The organism is Gordonia sp. CPCC 205515, from assembly GCF_048537925.1.
GTDB lineage: Bacteria > Actinomycetota > Actinomycetes > Mycobacteriales > Mycobacteriaceae > Gordonia.
This window is the reverse complement of record NZ_JBCLVJ010000023.1, coordinates 1-16,553: the sequence shown is the minus strand read 5'-3', so window position 1 is coordinate 16,553 and position 16,553 is coordinate 1. Positions and strand designations below refer to the sequence as shown.

Genomic DNA, 16,553 nt, shown 5'->3' with positions numbered 1-16,553 from the left:
AGTCGACCCGACGACCGGGATGGCCCGCAACCCCAAGGCCGCGGTTCCGGTGCTGCTGTTCCTGTTCGTGTTCTCCCTGGTGATGGACAACGGCTTCAAGCTGATGTCGCAGCCGATGGCAGAGTCGCTCGACCTGTCCGAGAACACCGTCAGCCTGCAGGCGACCATCCCGGGCATCCTGATCGGTGTCGGCGCCGTCGTGTACGCGGCGTTGTCGGACGCCATCAGCATCCGACGCCTGATGGTCTTCGCCGTGATCCTGATGTCCATCGGCTCGATCATCGGGTTCGCCCTGCAGCACAGCTTCGCGGGCGTACTCACCGGCCGCATCATCCAGACCGCCGGTCTCGCCGCCGCGGAGACGCTGTATGTCATCTGGGCAACAAAGCATTTCACCGGTGACGAACAAAAACGTTATCTCGGTTATTCGACCGCCTGCTTCCAGCTGTCGCTGCTGATCGGCGCGGTCGGCGGCGGCTTCATCTCCACCTACATCGGCTGGACCGCCTTCTTCCTGGTCAATCTGATTGCGCTGCTGACCATTCCGATCATCCTCAAGACGGTGCCCGCCGAGGAGACCGGCCACACCCACCTCGACGTCTTCGGGCTGTTCCTGGTAGCGGTGTTCGCGTCCAGCCTGGTGATGTTCATGCAGCACTTCAACTGGTGGTTCATGATTCCCGCCGTCGCAGGCATCGTAACCTTCGTGTGGCACGTCTGGACCCACGACGACGCACTGATCACCAAGGCGTTCTTCGCCGACAACCGCTACACGCTGATGCTGGTGGTGGTGTTCGTGACCTATTCGGTCCAGCTCGGCTACCAGTTCATCTTCCCGTTCCTGGTGCATGACACCTACGGCTGGAACCTGTCCACCGTCTCCCTGCTACTCGTACCCGGTTACAGCGCAGCCGTTCTCGTCGGTGTGTTCACCGGCAAGATCGCGGAGTTCCTGAGCTCCAAGCAGGCCACCATCATCGCCATCCTGATGGTCGCCGCCGCCCTGTTCCTCGCCGCATTCCTGGTCGGATCGTGGGTCGGAGTCTTCGCGATCTCGATGATGCTCTTCGGATCCGGTTTCGCCCTGATGTACGCGCCGCTGCTGTCCACCGCGATCCGCGACGTTCCTGCGGAGAAATCCGGTGTGGCCATCGGCTTCTACAACCTGGTGATCAACATGGCGATCCCCATCGGCATCGCCTACACCGCGAAACTCCGCGATCTGCATCTGCCGTTCACCGAGTTCGCCGGGCAGAGCGCCGACGAGTCGTCCTACGGCTCAACCCTGTTGGTCCTCGCGGTGATCGCCGTCCTCGGCCTGCTGGTCTACCTCGTCTCCATCCGGGTCCTGGAGCGCGCCGACGCCGCCCATCCCCCGCTCGCCAAGTAAGCCCTTCCCCAACCCCGCCACCGACCCCGGCAGCTCGCCGTCATGCTCGACGACGGGCTCGTCGTACACCACCCGCATCGGCACGTGCCCGGTCCAGCCCTGTGCGGTGTCGTCACCCGGCCCACCGGCCCGCGCCTTGCACAGCCACTGTCCGTCGACGATCGGCAGCTGCAGAATCGCGGTCGCCGACAATTCCTTTCGCGTGTGATCGCGGACCTCTGCGCTGCGCCCGGGCAGGACCGCGTCGGAGAACGCGTCGAGCGCACGGGCCGCGTCGTCGTCGGCGACCGGCGACAGCGTCCCCCGCACCACCACCGATCGGTAGTTGACGGAGTGGTCGAAGAGTGTGTCGGCGACGACCAGTCCGTCGACGATGAATGCGGTGAACGTCGCGGGCCGACCCGCCGCGACGTGGCGCAACGCGCCTGCGCCGGTCGACCCGTGGATGAGGAGCCGGTCGCCGTCACGGGCGGCGAGCATGGGCACCGACCACGGCTGGCCGTCGTCGGTCACCGTGGACAGCACCCCCACCAACGCCTCGTCGAGGACCTCGTCGAGCAACGCGCGGTCGCCGCCACGATCGGGTTTACGGGTGAGGGAGGTGAGCTGCTCGTCGGTCATGGCGCCAGCATGGCAGGTTCGCGACCGCCGGAGCCACCACATTTCGTCGACTCACCGGTTGTTCACCACTGCATTTCGTCGCGGCAGCGGTCCTTCACGTCGTGGGGTTCCACCTGAATGGTCGCGTGGTCGAGTCCGTAGCGCGACAACACGGCCTGCGCCGCAGCCAGCACCTCCCGGTTGGGCGCGTGGCTACCCAGGTGCACGGTGGCCACGTCCATTCCGGTGGTCAGCGACCAGACGTGCAGGTCGTGTACGTCGTCGACTTCGGGGATCGCAGCGAGTTCATCCCTCAGCGTCTCGACATCGACATGCGACGGCGCCTGCTGGTTGAGGATGCGCAGCGCGTCGAGCGCCAGACGCACCGCCCGCGGCACCACCCACAGGGCGATCAGGACGGCGACGACGATGTCGGCGTAGCCCCAACCGGTGGTCAGGGCGACGACACCGGCGATGAGCACTCCGACACTGCCGAGCGCGTCGGCGAGCACCTCCATGTAGGCGCCGCGCACCGCGATGGACTCCTGCGAATCGGCGCGCAGCAGCAGCATCATCGCCACGTTCACCGCAAGACCGATGAGGGCCACGACGATGAGTGTCATGCCCGGCACCTCGGGATCGGTGCCGATCCGGCGGATCGCCTCGTACAGCACGAAGGCCGCGACGCCGATCAGCAGCACCGCGTTCGCGACGGCGGTGAACACCTCCGCGCGATGCCATCCGAAGCTGCGGTCGTCGGTGGTGCGACCGTGCCGTGCCAGCAGCAACGCGACCAATCCCATTCCGAGCGCGACCACGTCGGTCAACATGTGGCCGGCGTCGGCGATCAACGCCAGCGAGTTCACCACCAGACCGGTGACGAGTTCGATGACGAAGTAGGCGCCGATGATGATCATCGCGACGGCCATCGGCCAGATACGCCGAGTCGACGCGGAACCGGCAGTGGTCCCGTGTGAGTGGGTGTGCGTGTGCGAGTGGCCCATGGCCCCGTCAATATATGCGTGACTTCGCATATATGGCAAGGGACCTTCGGCCCAGCACCACTCAGCGCAGGGTGGCCACCGCGGAGGACCGTCGCAGGCCGGTGATCATCAGCATGTCGATCAGCAGGGAGCGCAGTTCGGCCATCACCGCGGTCTCCGACAGCGAACTGTTGAGTACGAGTTCGGCGCGCGCCTTGCGGGTGATGGTGCGCAGCACTCGGGCCGCCTCGGCCTCGTCGGGTTCCTCACCCGGGTTGGCGATCATCATCGCCCGCAGCACCTCGAACGCCTCGCCGACGTCGCCGAGGACGTCGATGATCTCCGGGCGCAGCGGTTCACCGCGTTGGATCATGCCCAGCGCGCGACGGGCGATGACCCGGAAGTTGCGGACCGCGTTGTCGATCGGATCCGCGGTCGCGGAGATCTTCTGCAATCGGTCCCGCGACGACCAGTACAGCGGCGAAAGCGCACTCACCTCACGTCCGCCACTCATGTCGGAGCGCATGGTGTTGATGGCATCCTGGGTTCCGCGTGCGGTCTCCAGTGCCGCATACACCTGCTTCTCGTCGGCCGCCCGCAATCCCTCGACCAGGGTGCGCGCGGAGTCACGCATCGTCGCGAGCACCCCGGCAGCGTCCCGGCGGGCCCGATGGGCCGGATTGACCGGGATCAGCGCCACGACGATCATGCCGACCACGCCGCCGATGAGGGCATCGATGGCGCGATGAAAGCCGCCGATACCGCCCGGCGGCAGCAGGGTCGCCACCAGAACGCCCGACGACGCAGCCTGCATGGGGATCAGCGGGCCGTTGTCGAGGAACACCGCGACGCTCATGGCGAGCGCGACCACGACGATGATCTGCCACGTCCCTGAGCCGATCCAGGAGACCAGCAGGTCGCCGATGAGGATGCCGATCGTGACACCGGCCACGAGTTCCACCGACCGTCGCCAGCGTTTGCTCAGCGACAGGCCGAGTGACACCACGGCGGCGATCGGCGCAAAGAACGGCTGCGGGTGTCCGAATACGTTCACCGCGATCCACCAGGCGATGCCGGCGGCCAGCGAGCACTGGATGATCGGCACCAGGGACAGCCACAGACGCCGCACCCGACGCCTGATCGAGGGCGGCAGCGCATGGAAGCGTTGACGCAGCCAGTTCAAGGCGCTGGGGTCAGGCGAGGCCGAGGTGTCCGGCCGCGGCCGGATCGCTGTCGTTGAGCAGATCGAGGCAGCGAAGGTATTCGTCTTCCTCCCCGATCCACTTCGCCGCACGGGCCAGCGCGCCCACGCATCGCAGGAAGCCCTGGTTGGGTTCGTGGCTCCACGGCACGGGGCCGAAGCCCTTCCACCCGTGGCGCCGCAGCTGGTCGAGACCGCGGTGATAGCCGGTGCGGGCGTAGGCGTAGGCCTCGATCACCTTGGCGACGGTGGCGCCGCCGTCGGAATCGTCGAGCGCAGCCTCGGCCAGGTGCGCCCAGGCGATCGACGCGGTCGGGTGCGCAGCCGCGGTTGCCGCCGCATCCGCACCATTGAGCAGGTCAGATTCGGCCTCGTCGTCGCCGGTGAGCAGAACCGGCTGCGGGCCGAGCAGATCTCCGAAAGAAGTCACCCGTTCATTCAAGCACCTCTCGTAACGCACTTCACCGGACCTCCGGCGACATCACAGCCCGTCGAATCCGTCATTGTCCGAGTGATTCGCTAGGGTGAATGGCGCGATCGGCAGCGAGACGGATGCCGAACTCGGGCGCAGTTCCTTTGGTGAGGGAACGCCGACCATCGTCGACTTCGGATTAGCGGGGTGTAACACCACATGCCTGGATCGCAGGATGACAAGGGTTTGCTGCGCCGTGCGGTCTCCGCATGGCGCAGCCGGAACGACCGCACGGCCGGGGTTCGTCGCGGACCGGACGACTCGGTCATCGAGATCCCGAAGTCGACCGGCCCGGCAGTGACCGCGGAGACGACGACCGAACCCGAGACGACGGAAGCGGAGACGACAGACACGGTGACTACCGACACCGACGAAACCTCCGCCTCGGCAGCGACCCCGGGCGACACCCCCGCCGCCGAGACCGAGACCATCGAGAGCACCGACGCGGCGCCTCAGGTGGACGACACACCGGAAAGCGAAGCAGCCGAAGCGGATTCCGCGTCGGACAAGGCGGACGAAACGGACACCGATGACGTCGTCGACATCACCGACGAGTCCGAGGCCGACGAATCCGAGGTCGACGAGTCCGGCGACGAGTCCGAGCCCTCCGCGGAAGCCACCGCGGCGGCCGATGCGGACGAGCCGGAGTCCGAGGCCGAAGAACACGCCATCACGCCCCATGACGCGGGCACCGACGACACCATCGCAGAGTCGTCGGACAACGCCCCGGCAGGCACCGAGACCGAAGCCGAACCCCAGGACGCCGCCGACGCCAACCAGGGCGAGCCTCCCGAAGCCGAGGCCACGGCGTGGGAGGCGGAGTCGGCGTCGAAAGCCGACGACACCGAGCACGCGATCACCCCACACCACGAGGACGCAACCGACGGCGAGTCTGTCGACGATGAACCCGTCGACGAGGCCCCAACCGAAACCGCTGCCGAAGCTCAGGCCGAACCTGAAGCTGAGGCCGAGGCTCAGGCCGAACCCGAACCTGAAGCTGAAGCTGAGGCCGAATCGGGGGACGCCGACACGGATGAGGCCGCAGACGAATCCGACACGACTGAGTCCGACACCGCAGAGGCCGACAACGCTGACGCCGACTCGCCAGAGGCCGACAACGCTGAAGCCGACGAGACGCCGACCAACGACACACCGGCCACCACCGCCGACGACACCCCGGTCACGCGGCCCACTCCCAAGGGTGGCCGCGGCATCGACTCGGCCACCAAGGTCATCCGCCGCGAGGATCTCCCCGACACCAGCGAGCTCGACGACCTCGAGCACATCGACGCCCTGAGCGACAGCACCGACAGCGATCCGACCGACAAGGACACCACCGACACCGACTCGGCCGAGAAGGACGACGCCTCGCCCCACATCACGCCCACCGGCGGCACCGAAGCCCCCGGTGACAGCGAGACCAAGGTGATGAAGGTCGTCGCGCCGGTCACCGACGACGTCGAGGCCGTCGAAGACACCGAAGACACCGAAGCCATAGCAACCCAGGCCGAGGATCCCGAGACCGAGGCCATCCCAGCGATCACCAAGTCGCTGAAGCAGACGCCCGACGAGGACGATTGGGTCGACGCGGACACCGGCGAACCGACCGCAACCACTCCGCTCCCCGAGTCGACGTCCGACGACTCCGGCTCCACCGTCAAGACTGCGGCGGTGGCCGCCGCGGCCGGCGCGGGGGCCGCTGTCGCAGCCGGCGCCGCCGCGAAGATCGCGACCGACAAGACACCAACCGACAAGCCGTCGAAGTCTGCGGCCGACGGCTGGTCCACAACGGCCCACAAGCCCGAACGCATCCCTGCCAAGGCGGACACCAAGTCGGGCGGCACCAGCGCAACCACGACGAAGGCCACGCCGGCACCGGCGACCGCCGGCCGCAAACGCCACACCGGACTGTGGATCGCCGCAGCCATCGTCGTGATCGCAGCGATCGCAGCCGGCGTCTTCGCCTTCATGAACATGCGCACCCCGGCCCCCGCCGACGAGGCCGCCGACGTCGCGAAGTCCTTCTCGACGGCCCTCTACGACGGCGACCTCACCACCCTGCGTTCGGTGACCTGCGGAGACCGGCACGAGTTCTACGCGTCCATCAGCGACGCGGACTTCGCGAATGTCTACAACGGCCAGAAGACCCGCAACGAGTTGATCCAGGTCGGCGACGTGAAGGCGGTGAAGATCACCAACGACGGCAACCAGGCCGTGGTGGAGGTCGAGGCGACCCACACCGCGAAGCCGCAGACCCCGCAAACCGTGACGATCAATCTGCAGAAGTCCGGTGACGACTGGAAGGTCTGCACGCCACAGTGACCGACGGGCCCGCCTACCGCCGACCGATCCCACCGCGTGAACCGCAGCCGCCGGTCTGGTTCGAACCACCGACCCGGCCGTTGCCGATCGCGCAACCGATTGACCTGTACCAGACCCACTACGCCGCGGCGGCCGTACCGCGCGCCCGGCGTCGGGTGGATCTCTCGGTCATCCTCGCCGGGATCGTGATGCTGTTGCTCGCGGTCGGGGTCGTCGTCGGTCTCGCCACCATGTGACACCTGCCACGCCGAATCCCGCCACGCACCAACAAAAAGGCGCCCGGTTCGCACCGGGCGCTTTTCGTTGGGCAGTGATCAGGCGCTGATCGACTTGCCGACCGACTTCAGGTCGGTGCAGGCCTCGACCACGCGCTCCGACATCGACGCCTCGGCCTTCTTCGACCACACGCGGGGGTCGTAGGTCTTCTTGTTGCCGACCTCGCCGTCGACCTTGAGCACACCGTCGTAGTTCTCGAACATGTGACCGGCGATCGGCCGGGTGTAGGAGTACTGGGTGTCGGTGTCGACGTTCATCTTGACCACGCCGTAGCTCAGCGCCTCTTCGATCTCGCTCTTGAGCGAGCCGGAGCCGCCGTGGAAGACGAAGTCGAACGGCTTGGAGCCCTCGGCCAGACCCAGCTTCTTGACGACGACGTCCTGGCCGGTCTTGAGCACATCGGGGCGCAGCTTCACGTTGCCGGGCTTGTACACACCGTGCACGTTGCCGAACGTGGCGGCGAGCAGGTAGTGACCCTTCTCACCGGTGCCGAGCGCATCGACGGTCTTCTCGAAGTCTTCGGGGGTGGTGAACAACTTGTCGTTGATCTCCGCCTCGACACCGTCCTCTTCGCCGCCGACGACGCCGATCTCGCATTCGAGGATGATCTTCGCCGCTGCCGCCTTGGCCAGCAGTTCCTGCGCGATCTGGAGGTTCTCGTCGATCGGCACCGCACTGCCGTCCCACATGTGCGACTGGAACAGCGGATCCTTGCCTGCATCGACGCGCTCCTGGGAGATTGCCAGCAGCGGACGGACGTAGGTGTCCAGCTTGTCCTTGGGACAGTGATCGGTGTGCAGGGCGATGGTGATGTCGTACTTGGCGGCGATCACGTGCGCGAACTCGGCAAGCGCGACCGCGCCGGTCACCATCTCCTTGATACCCAGGCCGGAACCGAACTCGGCGCCGCCGGTGGAGAACTGGATGATGCCGTCACTGCCGGCATCGGCAAAGCCCTTGATCGCGGCATTGATGGTGGAAGACGAGGTGCAGTTGATCGCAGGAAACGCGTACCCCCCGTCCTTGGCCTTCTTGAACATCTCGGCGTACTGATCGGGGGTGGCAATCGGCATTTCACGTCCTCCAACCGGATAGGTTTCTCGCGCTGGCGAGTCGGTCACTCCCGTTCAGTATGGCAAGGTCACTCTCGCTGCGTGCACCAGACCACAACCCGCGATGGCCCTTGTCCGAGGAAATCCTCAGAATCACCCGGTACCCTCGGCTATCGTGACTACCTTCGCAATAGCCACAAATACGACAAACCTGGCACTGCTCCCGGGTTTCCTCGATCCGGTGAACCTGCTCAACTCGTTCGGCACCTGGATTCTGGCCGGCCTCCTGCTGGTCGTGTTCATCGAGTCGGGACTACTGTTTCCGCTGCTCCCGGGCGATTCGCTACTGTTCACCGCGGGTCTGATCGTGGCCGCGAAGTCCACCGACATCGAGCCCTTCGCCCCGCTGTGGGTGCTGTTGCTGACCATCCCGATCGCGGCGTTCCTCGGCGACCAAGTGGGGTATCTGATCGGCAACCGGGCCGGCTACTCACTGTTCAAGCCCGACGCCAAGGTGCTCAAGGAGCGCTACATCGTCGAGGCGCACGAGTTCTTCGAGAAGCACGGGCCGGTGACCATCGTGCTCGCCCGATTCGTGCCGATCGTGCGAACCTACGCGCCGCTCGTCGCCGGTGCGGCCAAGATGCGCTACCCGATCTTCCTCACCTACAACATCGTCGGCGCCATCGCCTGGGGTGCCGGGGTGACGCTGCTCGGCTACTTCCTCGGGCAGATCACCTTCATCCGCGACAACGTCGACTATATCTTCCTGCTGATCGTGTTCGTGTCGGTGCTGCCGATCATCACCGAGATCGGCAAGCGGATGCTGCGGTCGCGGCGGACTGCCGCCGAAGAACCGGTCCACACCGTCGACGACCCGGCGCCCACCGCCCCGCGTCCGTAGGGTCCGACGCCAGGCTTCACCCCGCTTGCTTTTGGCAACCCCACAGGGTGACCGCGTAGCCTGATGTGCCGTGACCTCAGCACTACTCGCCCAGACCACGACGACCGTCGTGGCCCTCCCCGGCATCCTCGACCCGATCAACGTCCTCTCCTGGTTCGGAGCCTGGGCGTTCTGGGGTCTGCTGCTGGTCATCCTGATCGAATCGGGCGTGCTGTTTCCGGTGCTGCCGGGCGATTCGCTGCTGTTCGTCGCGGGCATGGTCGTGGCCGCCGGCGGTAAGGAAGGCATCGACAAGTTCGCGTCCCTGTGGCAACTGCTGATCTTCGTGCCGATCGCCGCGATCATCGGTGGTCAGATCGGGTATTGGATCGGTCGCTTCGTCGGCACCGAGATGTTCAAACCCGACGCCCGTTTCCTCAAGGAGCGCTATCTGACCGAAGCGCACGAGTTCTTCGAGAAACGCGGCCCGATCACCATCTTCCTGGCCCGCTTCGTCCCGATCGTCCGCACGATCGCCCCGATCGTCGCCGGTGCCGCCCGCATGAAGTTCTCGGTGTTCTTCATCTACAACGTGGCCGGCGCCATCGTCTGGGGTGCGGGCATCGTCCTGCTCGGCTACTGGCTCGGGCGATTCGAGTTCGTGCAGAACCTCATCGAACCGATCTTCATCCTGATCGTCATCCTGTCGGTCCTGCCGATGGCCATCGAGTGGTACCGGCGACGCCGGTCGGCGAAAAACCTCGACGACGCAACACCGGAGACCCCTTCCACCGACACCGTCTGACCTGCCACTACATCGCCAGCCCGCCCGTTGAGCCCGACGCAGATCAAAACGCACCCCCGCTCGTTGAGCCCGAAGCTGGTCGAAACGCCGCACCCGACGTCGCATGCGACCTCATTTCCGTAAGTCGACGGATCAGCGGGCGGCGGCGAGGGCTCCCGCGCGATCGCTCGAGTACGCCCACAGCCAGTCGGTGTACTTGTAGCTCGAGGTGTCGCGGGTCTGGAACAGTTCGTTGCGCGCGACACGGGCAGTGCCGTCGAGGTGCCACAGCTCACCCCACATCCGGCCGGTGGTGAGGATGCGGTTGCAGCGCGGGGCGCGTTCGGCGTTGACCGCGGCCAGCGTCCGATCCCAGGCGTCGGCGCCGCCGATGGCCAGTTCTTCGTCGGCGTAGTCGGCGATGCACTTGGCGTCCTCGATCGCCATCACCGCACCGGAGGCCAGGTACTGCAGCGGCGGGTGCGCGGCGTCGCCGAGCAGGATCATCCGACCGTCAACCCAGTTTTCGATCGGCTCACGGTCGAACATAGGCCACCAGCGGTCCTTCCACAGGTGATCGGTGGCCGACTGGACCGTCGGGTGGCAGTGGTCGTAGGCGACGGCCAACTCGTCGGGGCCGCCCCACTCTTCCTTGCCGTCGGCGAACCCCGTTGACTCGAACACCGCAACCTGATTCAGCATCGATCCGCCACGCAGCGGGTACTGGATGAAGTGACAGCGCGGACCGATGTAGCCGACGACGTCGGTGATGCCCTGTCCGTCCGGCACATCCTCGATCGGGAAGGTGCCGCGGTAGGCGACATACCCCGATGACACCGGCTGGTCGTCGGACAGCTTGGTGCGCAGTCGTGACTTGAGGCCGTCCATCGCCAGTACGACGTCGGCCTCGTGGGCCTTGCCGTCGGCGGTGGTCAGCACCGCACGGTTGCCCTCGGTGATGACGTCGTCGACGGTCTGCGAGGTCAGCAGTTCGGCGCCCGCGTCGCGGGCCGCCTCGATCAGCAGTGCGTGGAGGTCACTGCGGTGGATGACGAAGTACGGGCCACCGTAGCGGGCTTGGAAGTCGCGCCCCAGGTCGAGGCGGGTGAGTTCCTCGGAGGTGACCGCGTCCCGGAACACGAGGTTGCCGGGCAGCACACCACGCTCGAGGGCGGGGTCGAGAAGTCCCCACGAGTCGAGCATGCGCGAGCCGTGCGGCCCGATCTGCAGGCCGGCACCGACCTCACCGAACTCGGGTGCACGCTCGAAGAGGGTGACCGAGGCACCCTTGCGGGCCATGGCGAGGGCGGCTGCCGCGCCGCCGATACCGCCACCGGCGATCAGGACTCGTGAATCATGAAGTGCGGACATGGTTTTCTCCTTTGAGCTGGGCGCGACCCCCGCTCCCTGAGGTGCGAGGAGCGCTAGCGACGAGCCACGAAGGGCGGGTGAGTGACTGAGTACGGCTCAGACGGCCGGAAGTGCGGTGGTGGACGTAGTATTGGTGTTGTCGTTGTCAGACTTCGGGTTTCGCAGGCCGAACCCGATCACTGCGAGAAGCGCCGAGGCGATCAGCGCGCTGACACCGAAGAGGACGAAGTTGGAGTTGGCGCCGAGGCCTGCGGCGATGAGCCAGCCACCGATCTGCGGGGCGGCGACCGCACCGATGCGACCGACGCCGAGTGCCCAGCCAAGTGCGGTGCCGCGCAGTCGATCCGGATAGAACGTGGCGACCGCGGCGATGATCAGGCACTGCGTTCCGTGGGTGCCGACGCCGGCGAGGACGAAGATGGCGTAGACCACGCCGACGGCGGGTCCGGTCAGCAACAGCAGCAGCGCCGCGCCGGCGATGAACGCGGCGATGATGCCGGTGCGGATCGGTCCGATCCGGGTGGCCGCCCATGCGGTGATGAACGATCCGGCGACCGCACCGAGATTGAGGGCGAGCGCGAAGGTCAGCGCACTACCGAGGTCGGTGCCGCTCTTCTGCATCAGCTTCGGCAACCAGGTGCCCAGCCCGTACCAGGCGAGCAGGGTCACCATGGTGGTCAGCGCGAATAGGATGGTCGCGGCGCGGAAGTTCGGGGTGAACAGCGCCCCGAAGCCCACCCGATGAGTCGACGACGTGTCGCGGCGCACCGTATCGGGAAAGAACTTGAGCGCCAACGGAACCAGCAACACCAGCGGGATCAGGGCGAACAAGAACATCGGGCGCCAGCCCCAGGCGGGAATCACCGGGATGCCCACCAGCGCCGCGATCGAGCCACCGATCGGCACGCCGGACATCATGATCGTCGCGATCACGGCGCGTCGACGTTCCGGAACCAGTTCGGCGGCAAGCGCATTCACGGTCGGCACCAGACCACCGAGGCCGAGGCCGGCGATGAAGCGGAAGACGCCGAACATCTCGGGCCCGGTCGCGAAGGCACAGGCGACGGTGAACACCGACAGGACGATGGCGCACCCGAGGATCGCGTGGCGGCGGCCGACATGGTCGGAGATCCGGCCGGCAACCACCGCGCCCACCATCATGCCGAGGAAGGCGAGGCTGCCGAGCGTGCCGGCGGTCGAGGCGCTGATTCCCCAGTCGTCTTGCAAGTGCGAGATCACGTTGCCGTAGACGATGAGGTCGTATCCGTCGAAGATGACGAAGGCCCAGCAGACGAGCAACGCGATGGTCGCCCGCCGATTCGTGGTGCCGAGGAGGCGGGTCAGGGCCCCCGTCGGTGCGGTGTGTGGTGCTGCGGTCATGTCAACCACAGTGATGGCGCGCACAAGTACCGAACCATATAATTCTGCTATGCAGAAATCATCGTCGGCCCGACGCAAGATCGAACGGCCCGCGTATGTCATCGAGTCGGTCGACAACGCGCTACGCCTCCTGGAGGTCCTGCGCGACGTCGGCGAGATCCGCCTCTCCGACGCCGCCGTCGAACTCGGGGTCGCCAACTCCACGGCACATCGACTGCTGGCGATGCTGACCTACCGCGGTTTCGCGGTGCAGGACGAACGCCGGCTCTACCACCCCGGTCCCGCGCTCGGCGCCGGCCCGGCCCGGCAGGGCTGGACCCGTGATTTCACCGACCGGTCCCGCCCGCATCTCGAGGCGCTGACCGACCTGACCGGGGAGACCAGCAACCTGGTGATCCGGGTCGGTACGCAGGCACGATTTCTCGACTCGGTCGAGTCGGCGGGCATGCTGCGGGTCGGTGACCGGCGCGGACAGGTGCTCGACGCCCACCGCACCGCAGGCGGTCGTGCACTGCTCGCCGAGCTCTCCGAGACCACTCTGGAACAGCTCTACCTGCTGCCCGACGGCGAGGAACCCGCCAGCGATTCCCCCGACCCCCGACTACCTCGCGCCGAGTTCAACAGGTTCCACGCCGAGATCCGCCGCGTGCGCAACTCCGGCGTCGGCATCAACCTGCAGCAAACCGAGGACGGGGTGGCCGCCTTCGGGATGGTCGTACACAACCAGAATGGGCTCGCTCTCGGCGCGATCACCGTCGCGGTTCCGGCCACCCGCTACGAAGCGCACGCCCGAGGCCCACTCATCGGGCAACTGCGTCGCGCAGTCCGCGAGACCGAACTCGACGTCGCCGACATCAATCCCTGATTTCTGCACAACAGAAATACGTGCCGTGGGTTGTTCGACGGCTCGTAGCGTGTCTCTCAGTGATCCACCACATACCCGATGGAGAGACGCGATGACCACCACGATCAAGCCCGGAGCGGAGCCCACGGCGCAGGAACAGGCTGAGCTCGACGCGATGTACGCGAAGTTCGAGTCGGCTCACCTCAACCCGCTGTGGACCCAGATCGGCGACCTGATGCCGATGAGCCCGTCGCCGCAGGCCATCCCCTACGTGTGGCGCTGGGCCGATCTGCTGCCGCTCGCCGAGGAGGCCGGCCGTCTGGTGCCGGTCGGTCGTGGCGGTGAGCGTCGCGCCATCGCACTGGCCAATCCGGGCCTCGGCGGACGCCCCTACGTCAGCCCCACCCTGTGGGCGGCGATCCAGTACCTCGGGCCGCGGGAGACCGCACCCGAGCACCGGCACAGCCAGAACGCCTTCCGCTTCGTCGTCGAGGGCGAGGGCGTGTGGACCGTCGTCAACGGCGATCCGGTCGCCATGCGCCGCGGCGATTTCCTACTCACCCCGGGCTGGAACTTCCACGGCCACCACAACGAGACCGACAACCCGATGGCCTGGATCGACGGCCTGGACATCCCGTTCAGCTACTACGCCGACACCGGCTTCTTCGAGTTCGGCTGCGAGGGCGTCAGCGACGAGTCGATGCCGAACATCTCTCGCGCCGAACGCCTCTGGTCGCATCCCGGGCTGCGTCCGCTCGTCGGCCTCGACGCCAAGACCAGCTCACCGATCGCCGCTTACCGCTGGGAGCACACCGATGCGGCGCTCACCGAGCAGTTGACGCTGGAATTGGAGGGCTACCCGTCGACCACCGAGCCCGGTCACGCCGCTGTGCGGTACACCAACCCGACCACCGGTGGCGACGTGATGCCGACCATCCGCGCCGAGTTCCACCGCCTGCGTTCGGGGACCACCACCCGTACCCGCCAGGACGTCGGCACCACCGTCTTCCAGGTCTTCGACGGCACCGGCTCGATCACCCTGGGCGGCGAGACCCAGCAACTCGCCAAGGGCGACCTCGCCGTCGTCCCCTCGTGGGTGCCGTGGACCGCCACCGCCGACAACGACCTCGACCTGTTCGCCTTTTCCGACGCCCCGATCATCGAGCGTCTGCACTTCAACCGCACCCACATCCACTCCTGACCATCCCCGCTGGTCGAGTAGCCACGAGCGGGCGCAGCGAGCCCGCGGCGTATCGAGACCATCCACACCCAACAACAAAGGAACCCAATGAAACTCGCCACCCTCCGCCTCAACGGAACCACCTCCGCCGCCGTCGTCGACACCGACGCCAAGACCGCAACCGTCATCGACGGCCAGCCCGACGTGGGTTCGCTGCTCGCCCAGTCCGATTGGCGCGCAATCGCTGAATCTGCCGCCGGACAGACCGTTTCACTCGACGACGCCGACTTCGCACCGGTCGTCCCCCGCCCCGGCAAGATCTTCTGCGTCGGCCTGAACTACGCCACCCACATCACCGAGATGGGCCGCGACCTGCCGGAGCACCCGACCCTGTTCCTCAAGGTCGCCGAGGCGCTCACGGGTCCCTACGACGACGTCGTCGTCCCGCAATACGCAGCCGCCGAACTCGACTGGGAGGCCGAACTCGCCGTCATCATCGGCGCCACCGCCTACCAGGTGTCCGAGGCACAGGCCGCCGACCACATCGCCGGTTACTCGGTCATCAACGACTACACGATGCGCGACTACCAGTACCGCAGCCTGCAGTGGGACCAGGGCAAGAACTTCGAGAAGACCAGTGGTTTCGGCCCGTGGCTCGACACCAACTACGAACTAGGCAGCGTCATCGAGACCCGCCTCGACGGCGAGGTCATGCAGCACGCCACCACCGACGACCTGGTGTTCAAGCCGGCCGCGCTCGTCGACTACATCTCGCACATCGTCACCCTCAACCCGGGCGACGTCATCATCACCGGCACAACCGGTGGTGTCGGCCACGCCCGCAAGCCCGCCCGCTACATCGGCGACGGCCAGACCGTCGAGGTCACCATCGAGGGCCTGGGCGCGGTGCGCAACCGCACCATCGTGAAGTGACGAGTACGCTCACCACCATGTCGCAGAACAGTTTTCCTGATCTGGAACTGACCGACCGGCTCGCCATCGCGCGGGCCGGTACGGCTCATTTCGGCCGACTTCTCGCCTCCCTCACCGATGCCCAACTCGACGAGCCGTCACTACTGGAGGGCTGGACGCGCAAGCACCTCGTTGCCCACGTCGGCTACAACGCAGCCGCGATCAGTCGCCTCGTCGAGTGGGCCGCCACCGGCGACGAGGTGCCCATGTACCCGTCACTGGAGACACGCAACGAGGAGATCACCAGCGGCGCAACCCTTCCCGCGCACGCGCTGCGAAACCTCTTCGATCACACCGCAGCCCGGCTCGACGAGAAGTGGCGCAACCTGCCAGCCGATCGGTGGGACTTCCCGGTCAAGACCATTCAGGGACGCACCGTCCCGGTTGCCGAGACCGCCTGGATGCGTACCCGCGAGGTCTGGATTCACGCCGTCGACCTCGCCTCGGGCGCAACCTTCGCCGAGTTCCCCGATCCGGTGGTCACCAGCCTGATCGACGACATCACCAATGCGTGGCGTCGCAACGGAACCGGCTCGGATCTGCGATTGAACCCACCCACCGGCACCATCGACGTCGACCCCGATTTCACCGGCACCCGCGTCGAAATATCCGGCCCCGCCCCCGCCGTCCTGCGCTGGATGGCCGGGCGAGCCCAGTCGGATAGCGCGGCCGTCCCACCCCGCTGGCTGTAAAGCGCCGCCCCGCGCCTAGCCGCAGGCCGACATCCCCCACGCGCCCAGCACGAACGTTGACAGCGCCCTGAATTTCGTTGACAGCGCCCAGGATAACGACGTCACAGGCGCCGTCGATGAAAATCTGGGCGCTGTCAAGGAAATTCAGGGC

Annotated in this window: 16 protein-coding genes; 9 read left to right on the top strand and 7 right to left on the bottom strand. The window is 66.6% G+C overall.

Annotated features, from left to right (window positions below; all coding sequences use genetic code 11):
* Window positions 1–19 precede the first annotated feature (19 nt).
* Window positions 20–1,390 carry an MFS transporter gene (locus AAFP30_RS27185; RefSeq protein WP_419233239.1) on the top strand — a complete coding sequence of 457 codons (1,371 nt, stop codon included), beginning with the start codon at window positions 20–22 and terminating at the stop codon, window positions 1,388–1,390.
* Here AAFP30_RS27185 and AAFP30_RS27180 read toward each other — a convergent pair.
* From AAFP30_RS27180 to AAFP30_RS27165, 4 genes are all read right to left on the bottom strand, one after another.
* Window positions 1,280–2,011, bottom strand: a complete 732-nt coding sequence (locus tag AAFP30_RS27180; RefSeq protein WP_419233179.1) for a pyridoxamine 5'-phosphate oxidase family protein — start codon at window positions 2,009–2,011, stop codon at window positions 1,280–1,282. The two genes, AAFP30_RS27185 and AAFP30_RS27180, sit on opposite strands and share 111 nt — an antisense overlap.
* 62 nt (window positions 2,012–2,073) lie before the next feature.
* On the bottom strand, window positions 2,074–2,994 hold the full coding sequence (locus tag AAFP30_RS27175; protein WP_419233178.1) for a cation diffusion facilitator family transporter: 921 nt from the start codon (window positions 2,992–2,994) through the stop codon (window positions 2,074–2,076).
* Between the two features lie 61 nt (window positions 2,995–3,055).
* Window positions 3,056–4,156 carry an FUSC family protein gene (locus AAFP30_RS27170; RefSeq protein WP_419233177.1) on the bottom strand — a complete coding sequence of 367 codons (1,101 nt, stop codon included), beginning with the start codon at window positions 4,154–4,156 and terminating at the stop codon, window positions 3,056–3,058.
* 10 nt (window positions 4,157–4,166) lie between these two features.
* Window positions 4,167–4,604, bottom strand: coding sequence for a DUF3151 domain-containing protein (locus AAFP30_RS27165; protein ID WP_419233176.1), 438 nt, complete (start codon window positions 4,602–4,604; stop codon window positions 4,167–4,169).
* 201 nt (window positions 4,605–4,805) lie between these two features.
* Between AAFP30_RS27165 and AAFP30_RS27160 the strand changes: the two genes are divergently transcribed.
* Complete coding sequence (locus AAFP30_RS27160) at window positions 4,806–6,968, top strand: hypothetical protein (RefSeq protein WP_419233175.1); 2,163 nt, start codon at window positions 4,806–4,808, stop codon at window positions 6,966–6,968.
* The gene (locus AAFP30_RS27155; RefSeq protein WP_419233174.1) at window positions 6,965–7,204 is read left to right on the top strand and encodes a hypothetical protein; all 240 of its coding nucleotides are present in this window, start codon (window positions 6,965–6,967) and stop codon (window positions 7,202–7,204) included. Before AAFP30_RS27160 ends, AAFP30_RS27155 begins: the two co-directional genes overlap by 4 nt.
* A gap of 78 nt (window positions 7,205–7,282) precedes the next feature.
* Here the strand turns inward: AAFP30_RS27155 and fbaA are convergent, their stop codons facing one another.
* Entirely contained in the window at window positions 7,283–8,317 is a 1,035-nt protein-coding gene (gene fbaA, locus AAFP30_RS27150) for a class II fructose-bisphosphate aldolase (protein WP_419233173.1), read from the bottom strand.
* 154 nt (window positions 8,318–8,471) lie between these two features.
* Between fbaA and AAFP30_RS27145 the strand changes: the two genes are divergently transcribed.
* Window positions 8,472–9,200 carry a VTT domain-containing protein gene (locus AAFP30_RS27145; RefSeq protein ID WP_419233172.1) on the top strand — a complete coding sequence of 243 codons (729 nt, stop codon included), beginning with the start codon at window positions 8,472–8,474 and terminating at the stop codon, window positions 9,198–9,200.
* Window positions 9,201–9,270: 70 nt separating this feature from the next.
* Window positions 9,271–9,984 (top strand): DedA family protein, encoded by a 714-nt coding sequence (locus tag AAFP30_RS27140; RefSeq protein WP_419233171.1) that lies wholly within the window; start codon window positions 9,271–9,273, stop codon window positions 9,982–9,984.
* 132 nt (window positions 9,985–10,116) lie between these two features.
* On the opposite strand, the gene AAFP30_RS27135 is transcribed toward AAFP30_RS27140, so the two are convergent.
* Window positions 10,117–11,334, bottom strand: coding sequence for an FAD-dependent monooxygenase (locus tag AAFP30_RS27135; protein ID WP_419233170.1), 1,218 nt, complete (start codon window positions 11,332–11,334; stop codon window positions 10,117–10,119).
* Between the two features lie 96 nt (window positions 11,335–11,430).
* On the bottom strand, window positions 11,431–12,714 hold the full coding sequence (locus AAFP30_RS27130) for an MFS transporter (protein ID WP_419233169.1): 1,284 nt from the start codon (window positions 12,712–12,714) through the stop codon (window positions 11,431–11,433).
* A gap of 49 nt (window positions 12,715–12,763) precedes the next feature.
* Here AAFP30_RS27130 and AAFP30_RS27125 point away from each other — a divergent pair, with 49 nt between their 5' ends.
* The 4 genes from AAFP30_RS27125 (at window position 12,764) to AAFP30_RS27110 (ending at window position 16,402) form a co-directional block, all read left to right on the top strand.
* Window positions 12,764–13,579, top strand: a complete 816-nt coding sequence (locus tag AAFP30_RS27125) for an IclR family transcriptional regulator (RefSeq protein ID WP_419233168.1) — start codon at window positions 12,764–12,766, stop codon at window positions 13,577–13,579.
* A 154-nt stretch (window positions 13,580–13,733) separates the two neighbouring features.
* Entirely contained in the window at window positions 13,734–14,759 is a 1,026-nt protein-coding gene (locus tag AAFP30_RS27120; RefSeq protein WP_419233238.1) for a cupin domain-containing protein, read from the top strand.
* An 87-nt stretch (window positions 14,760–14,846) separates the two neighbouring features.
* Window positions 14,847–15,671, top strand: coding sequence for a fumarylacetoacetate hydrolase family protein (locus AAFP30_RS27115; protein WP_419233167.1), 825 nt, complete (start codon window positions 14,847–14,849; stop codon window positions 15,669–15,671).
* 17 nt (window positions 15,672–15,688) lie between these two features.
* Entirely contained in the window at window positions 15,689–16,402 is a 714-nt protein-coding gene (locus AAFP30_RS27110; protein WP_419233166.1) for a maleylpyruvate isomerase family mycothiol-dependent enzyme, read from the top strand.
* The last annotated feature ends 151 nt before the right edge of the window (window positions 16,403–16,553 follow it).

What these genes read in the sequence shown, in the direction of transcription:
- AAFP30_RS27185 (WP_419233239.1), top strand. Translation starts at nt 20, where the DNA reads ATGGCCCGCAACCCCAAGGCCGCGGTTCCGGTGCTGCTGTTCCTGTTC.
- AAFP30_RS27180 (WP_419233179.1), bottom strand. Translation starts at nt 2,011, where the DNA reads ATGACCGACGAGCAGCTCACCTCCCTCACCCGTAAACCCGATCGTGGC.
- AAFP30_RS27175 (WP_419233178.1), bottom strand. Translation starts at nt 2,994, where the DNA reads ATGGGCCACTCGCACACGCACACCCACTCACACGGGACCACTGCCGGT.
- AAFP30_RS27160 (WP_419233175.1), top strand. Translation starts at nt 4,806, where the DNA reads ATGCCTGGATCGCAGGATGACAAGGGTTTGCTGCGCCGTGCGGTCTCC.
- fbaA (WP_419233173.1), bottom strand. Translation starts at nt 8,317, where the DNA reads ATGCCGATTGCCACCCCCGATCAGTACGCCGAGATGTTCAAGAAGGCC.
- AAFP30_RS27135 (WP_419233170.1), bottom strand. Translation starts at nt 11,334, where the DNA reads ATGTCCGCACTTCATGATTCACGAGTCCTGATCGCCGGTGGCGGTATC.
- AAFP30_RS27130 (WP_419233169.1), bottom strand. Translation starts at nt 12,714, where the DNA reads ATGACCGCAGCACCACACACCGCACCGACGGGGGCCCTGACCCGCCTC.
- AAFP30_RS27125 (WP_419233168.1), top strand. Translation starts at nt 12,764, where the DNA reads ATGCAGAAATCATCGTCGGCCCGACGCAAGATCGAACGGCCCGCGTAT.
- AAFP30_RS27120 (WP_419233238.1), top strand. Translation starts at nt 13,734, where the DNA reads ATGTACGCGAAGTTCGAGTCGGCTCACCTCAACCCGCTGTGGACCCAG.
- AAFP30_RS27115 (WP_419233167.1), top strand. Translation starts at nt 14,847, where the DNA reads ATGAAACTCGCCACCCTCCGCCTCAACGGAACCACCTCCGCCGCCGTC.
- AAFP30_RS27110 (WP_419233166.1), top strand. Translation starts at nt 15,689, where the DNA reads ATGTCGCAGAACAGTTTTCCTGATCTGGAACTGACCGACCGGCTCGCC.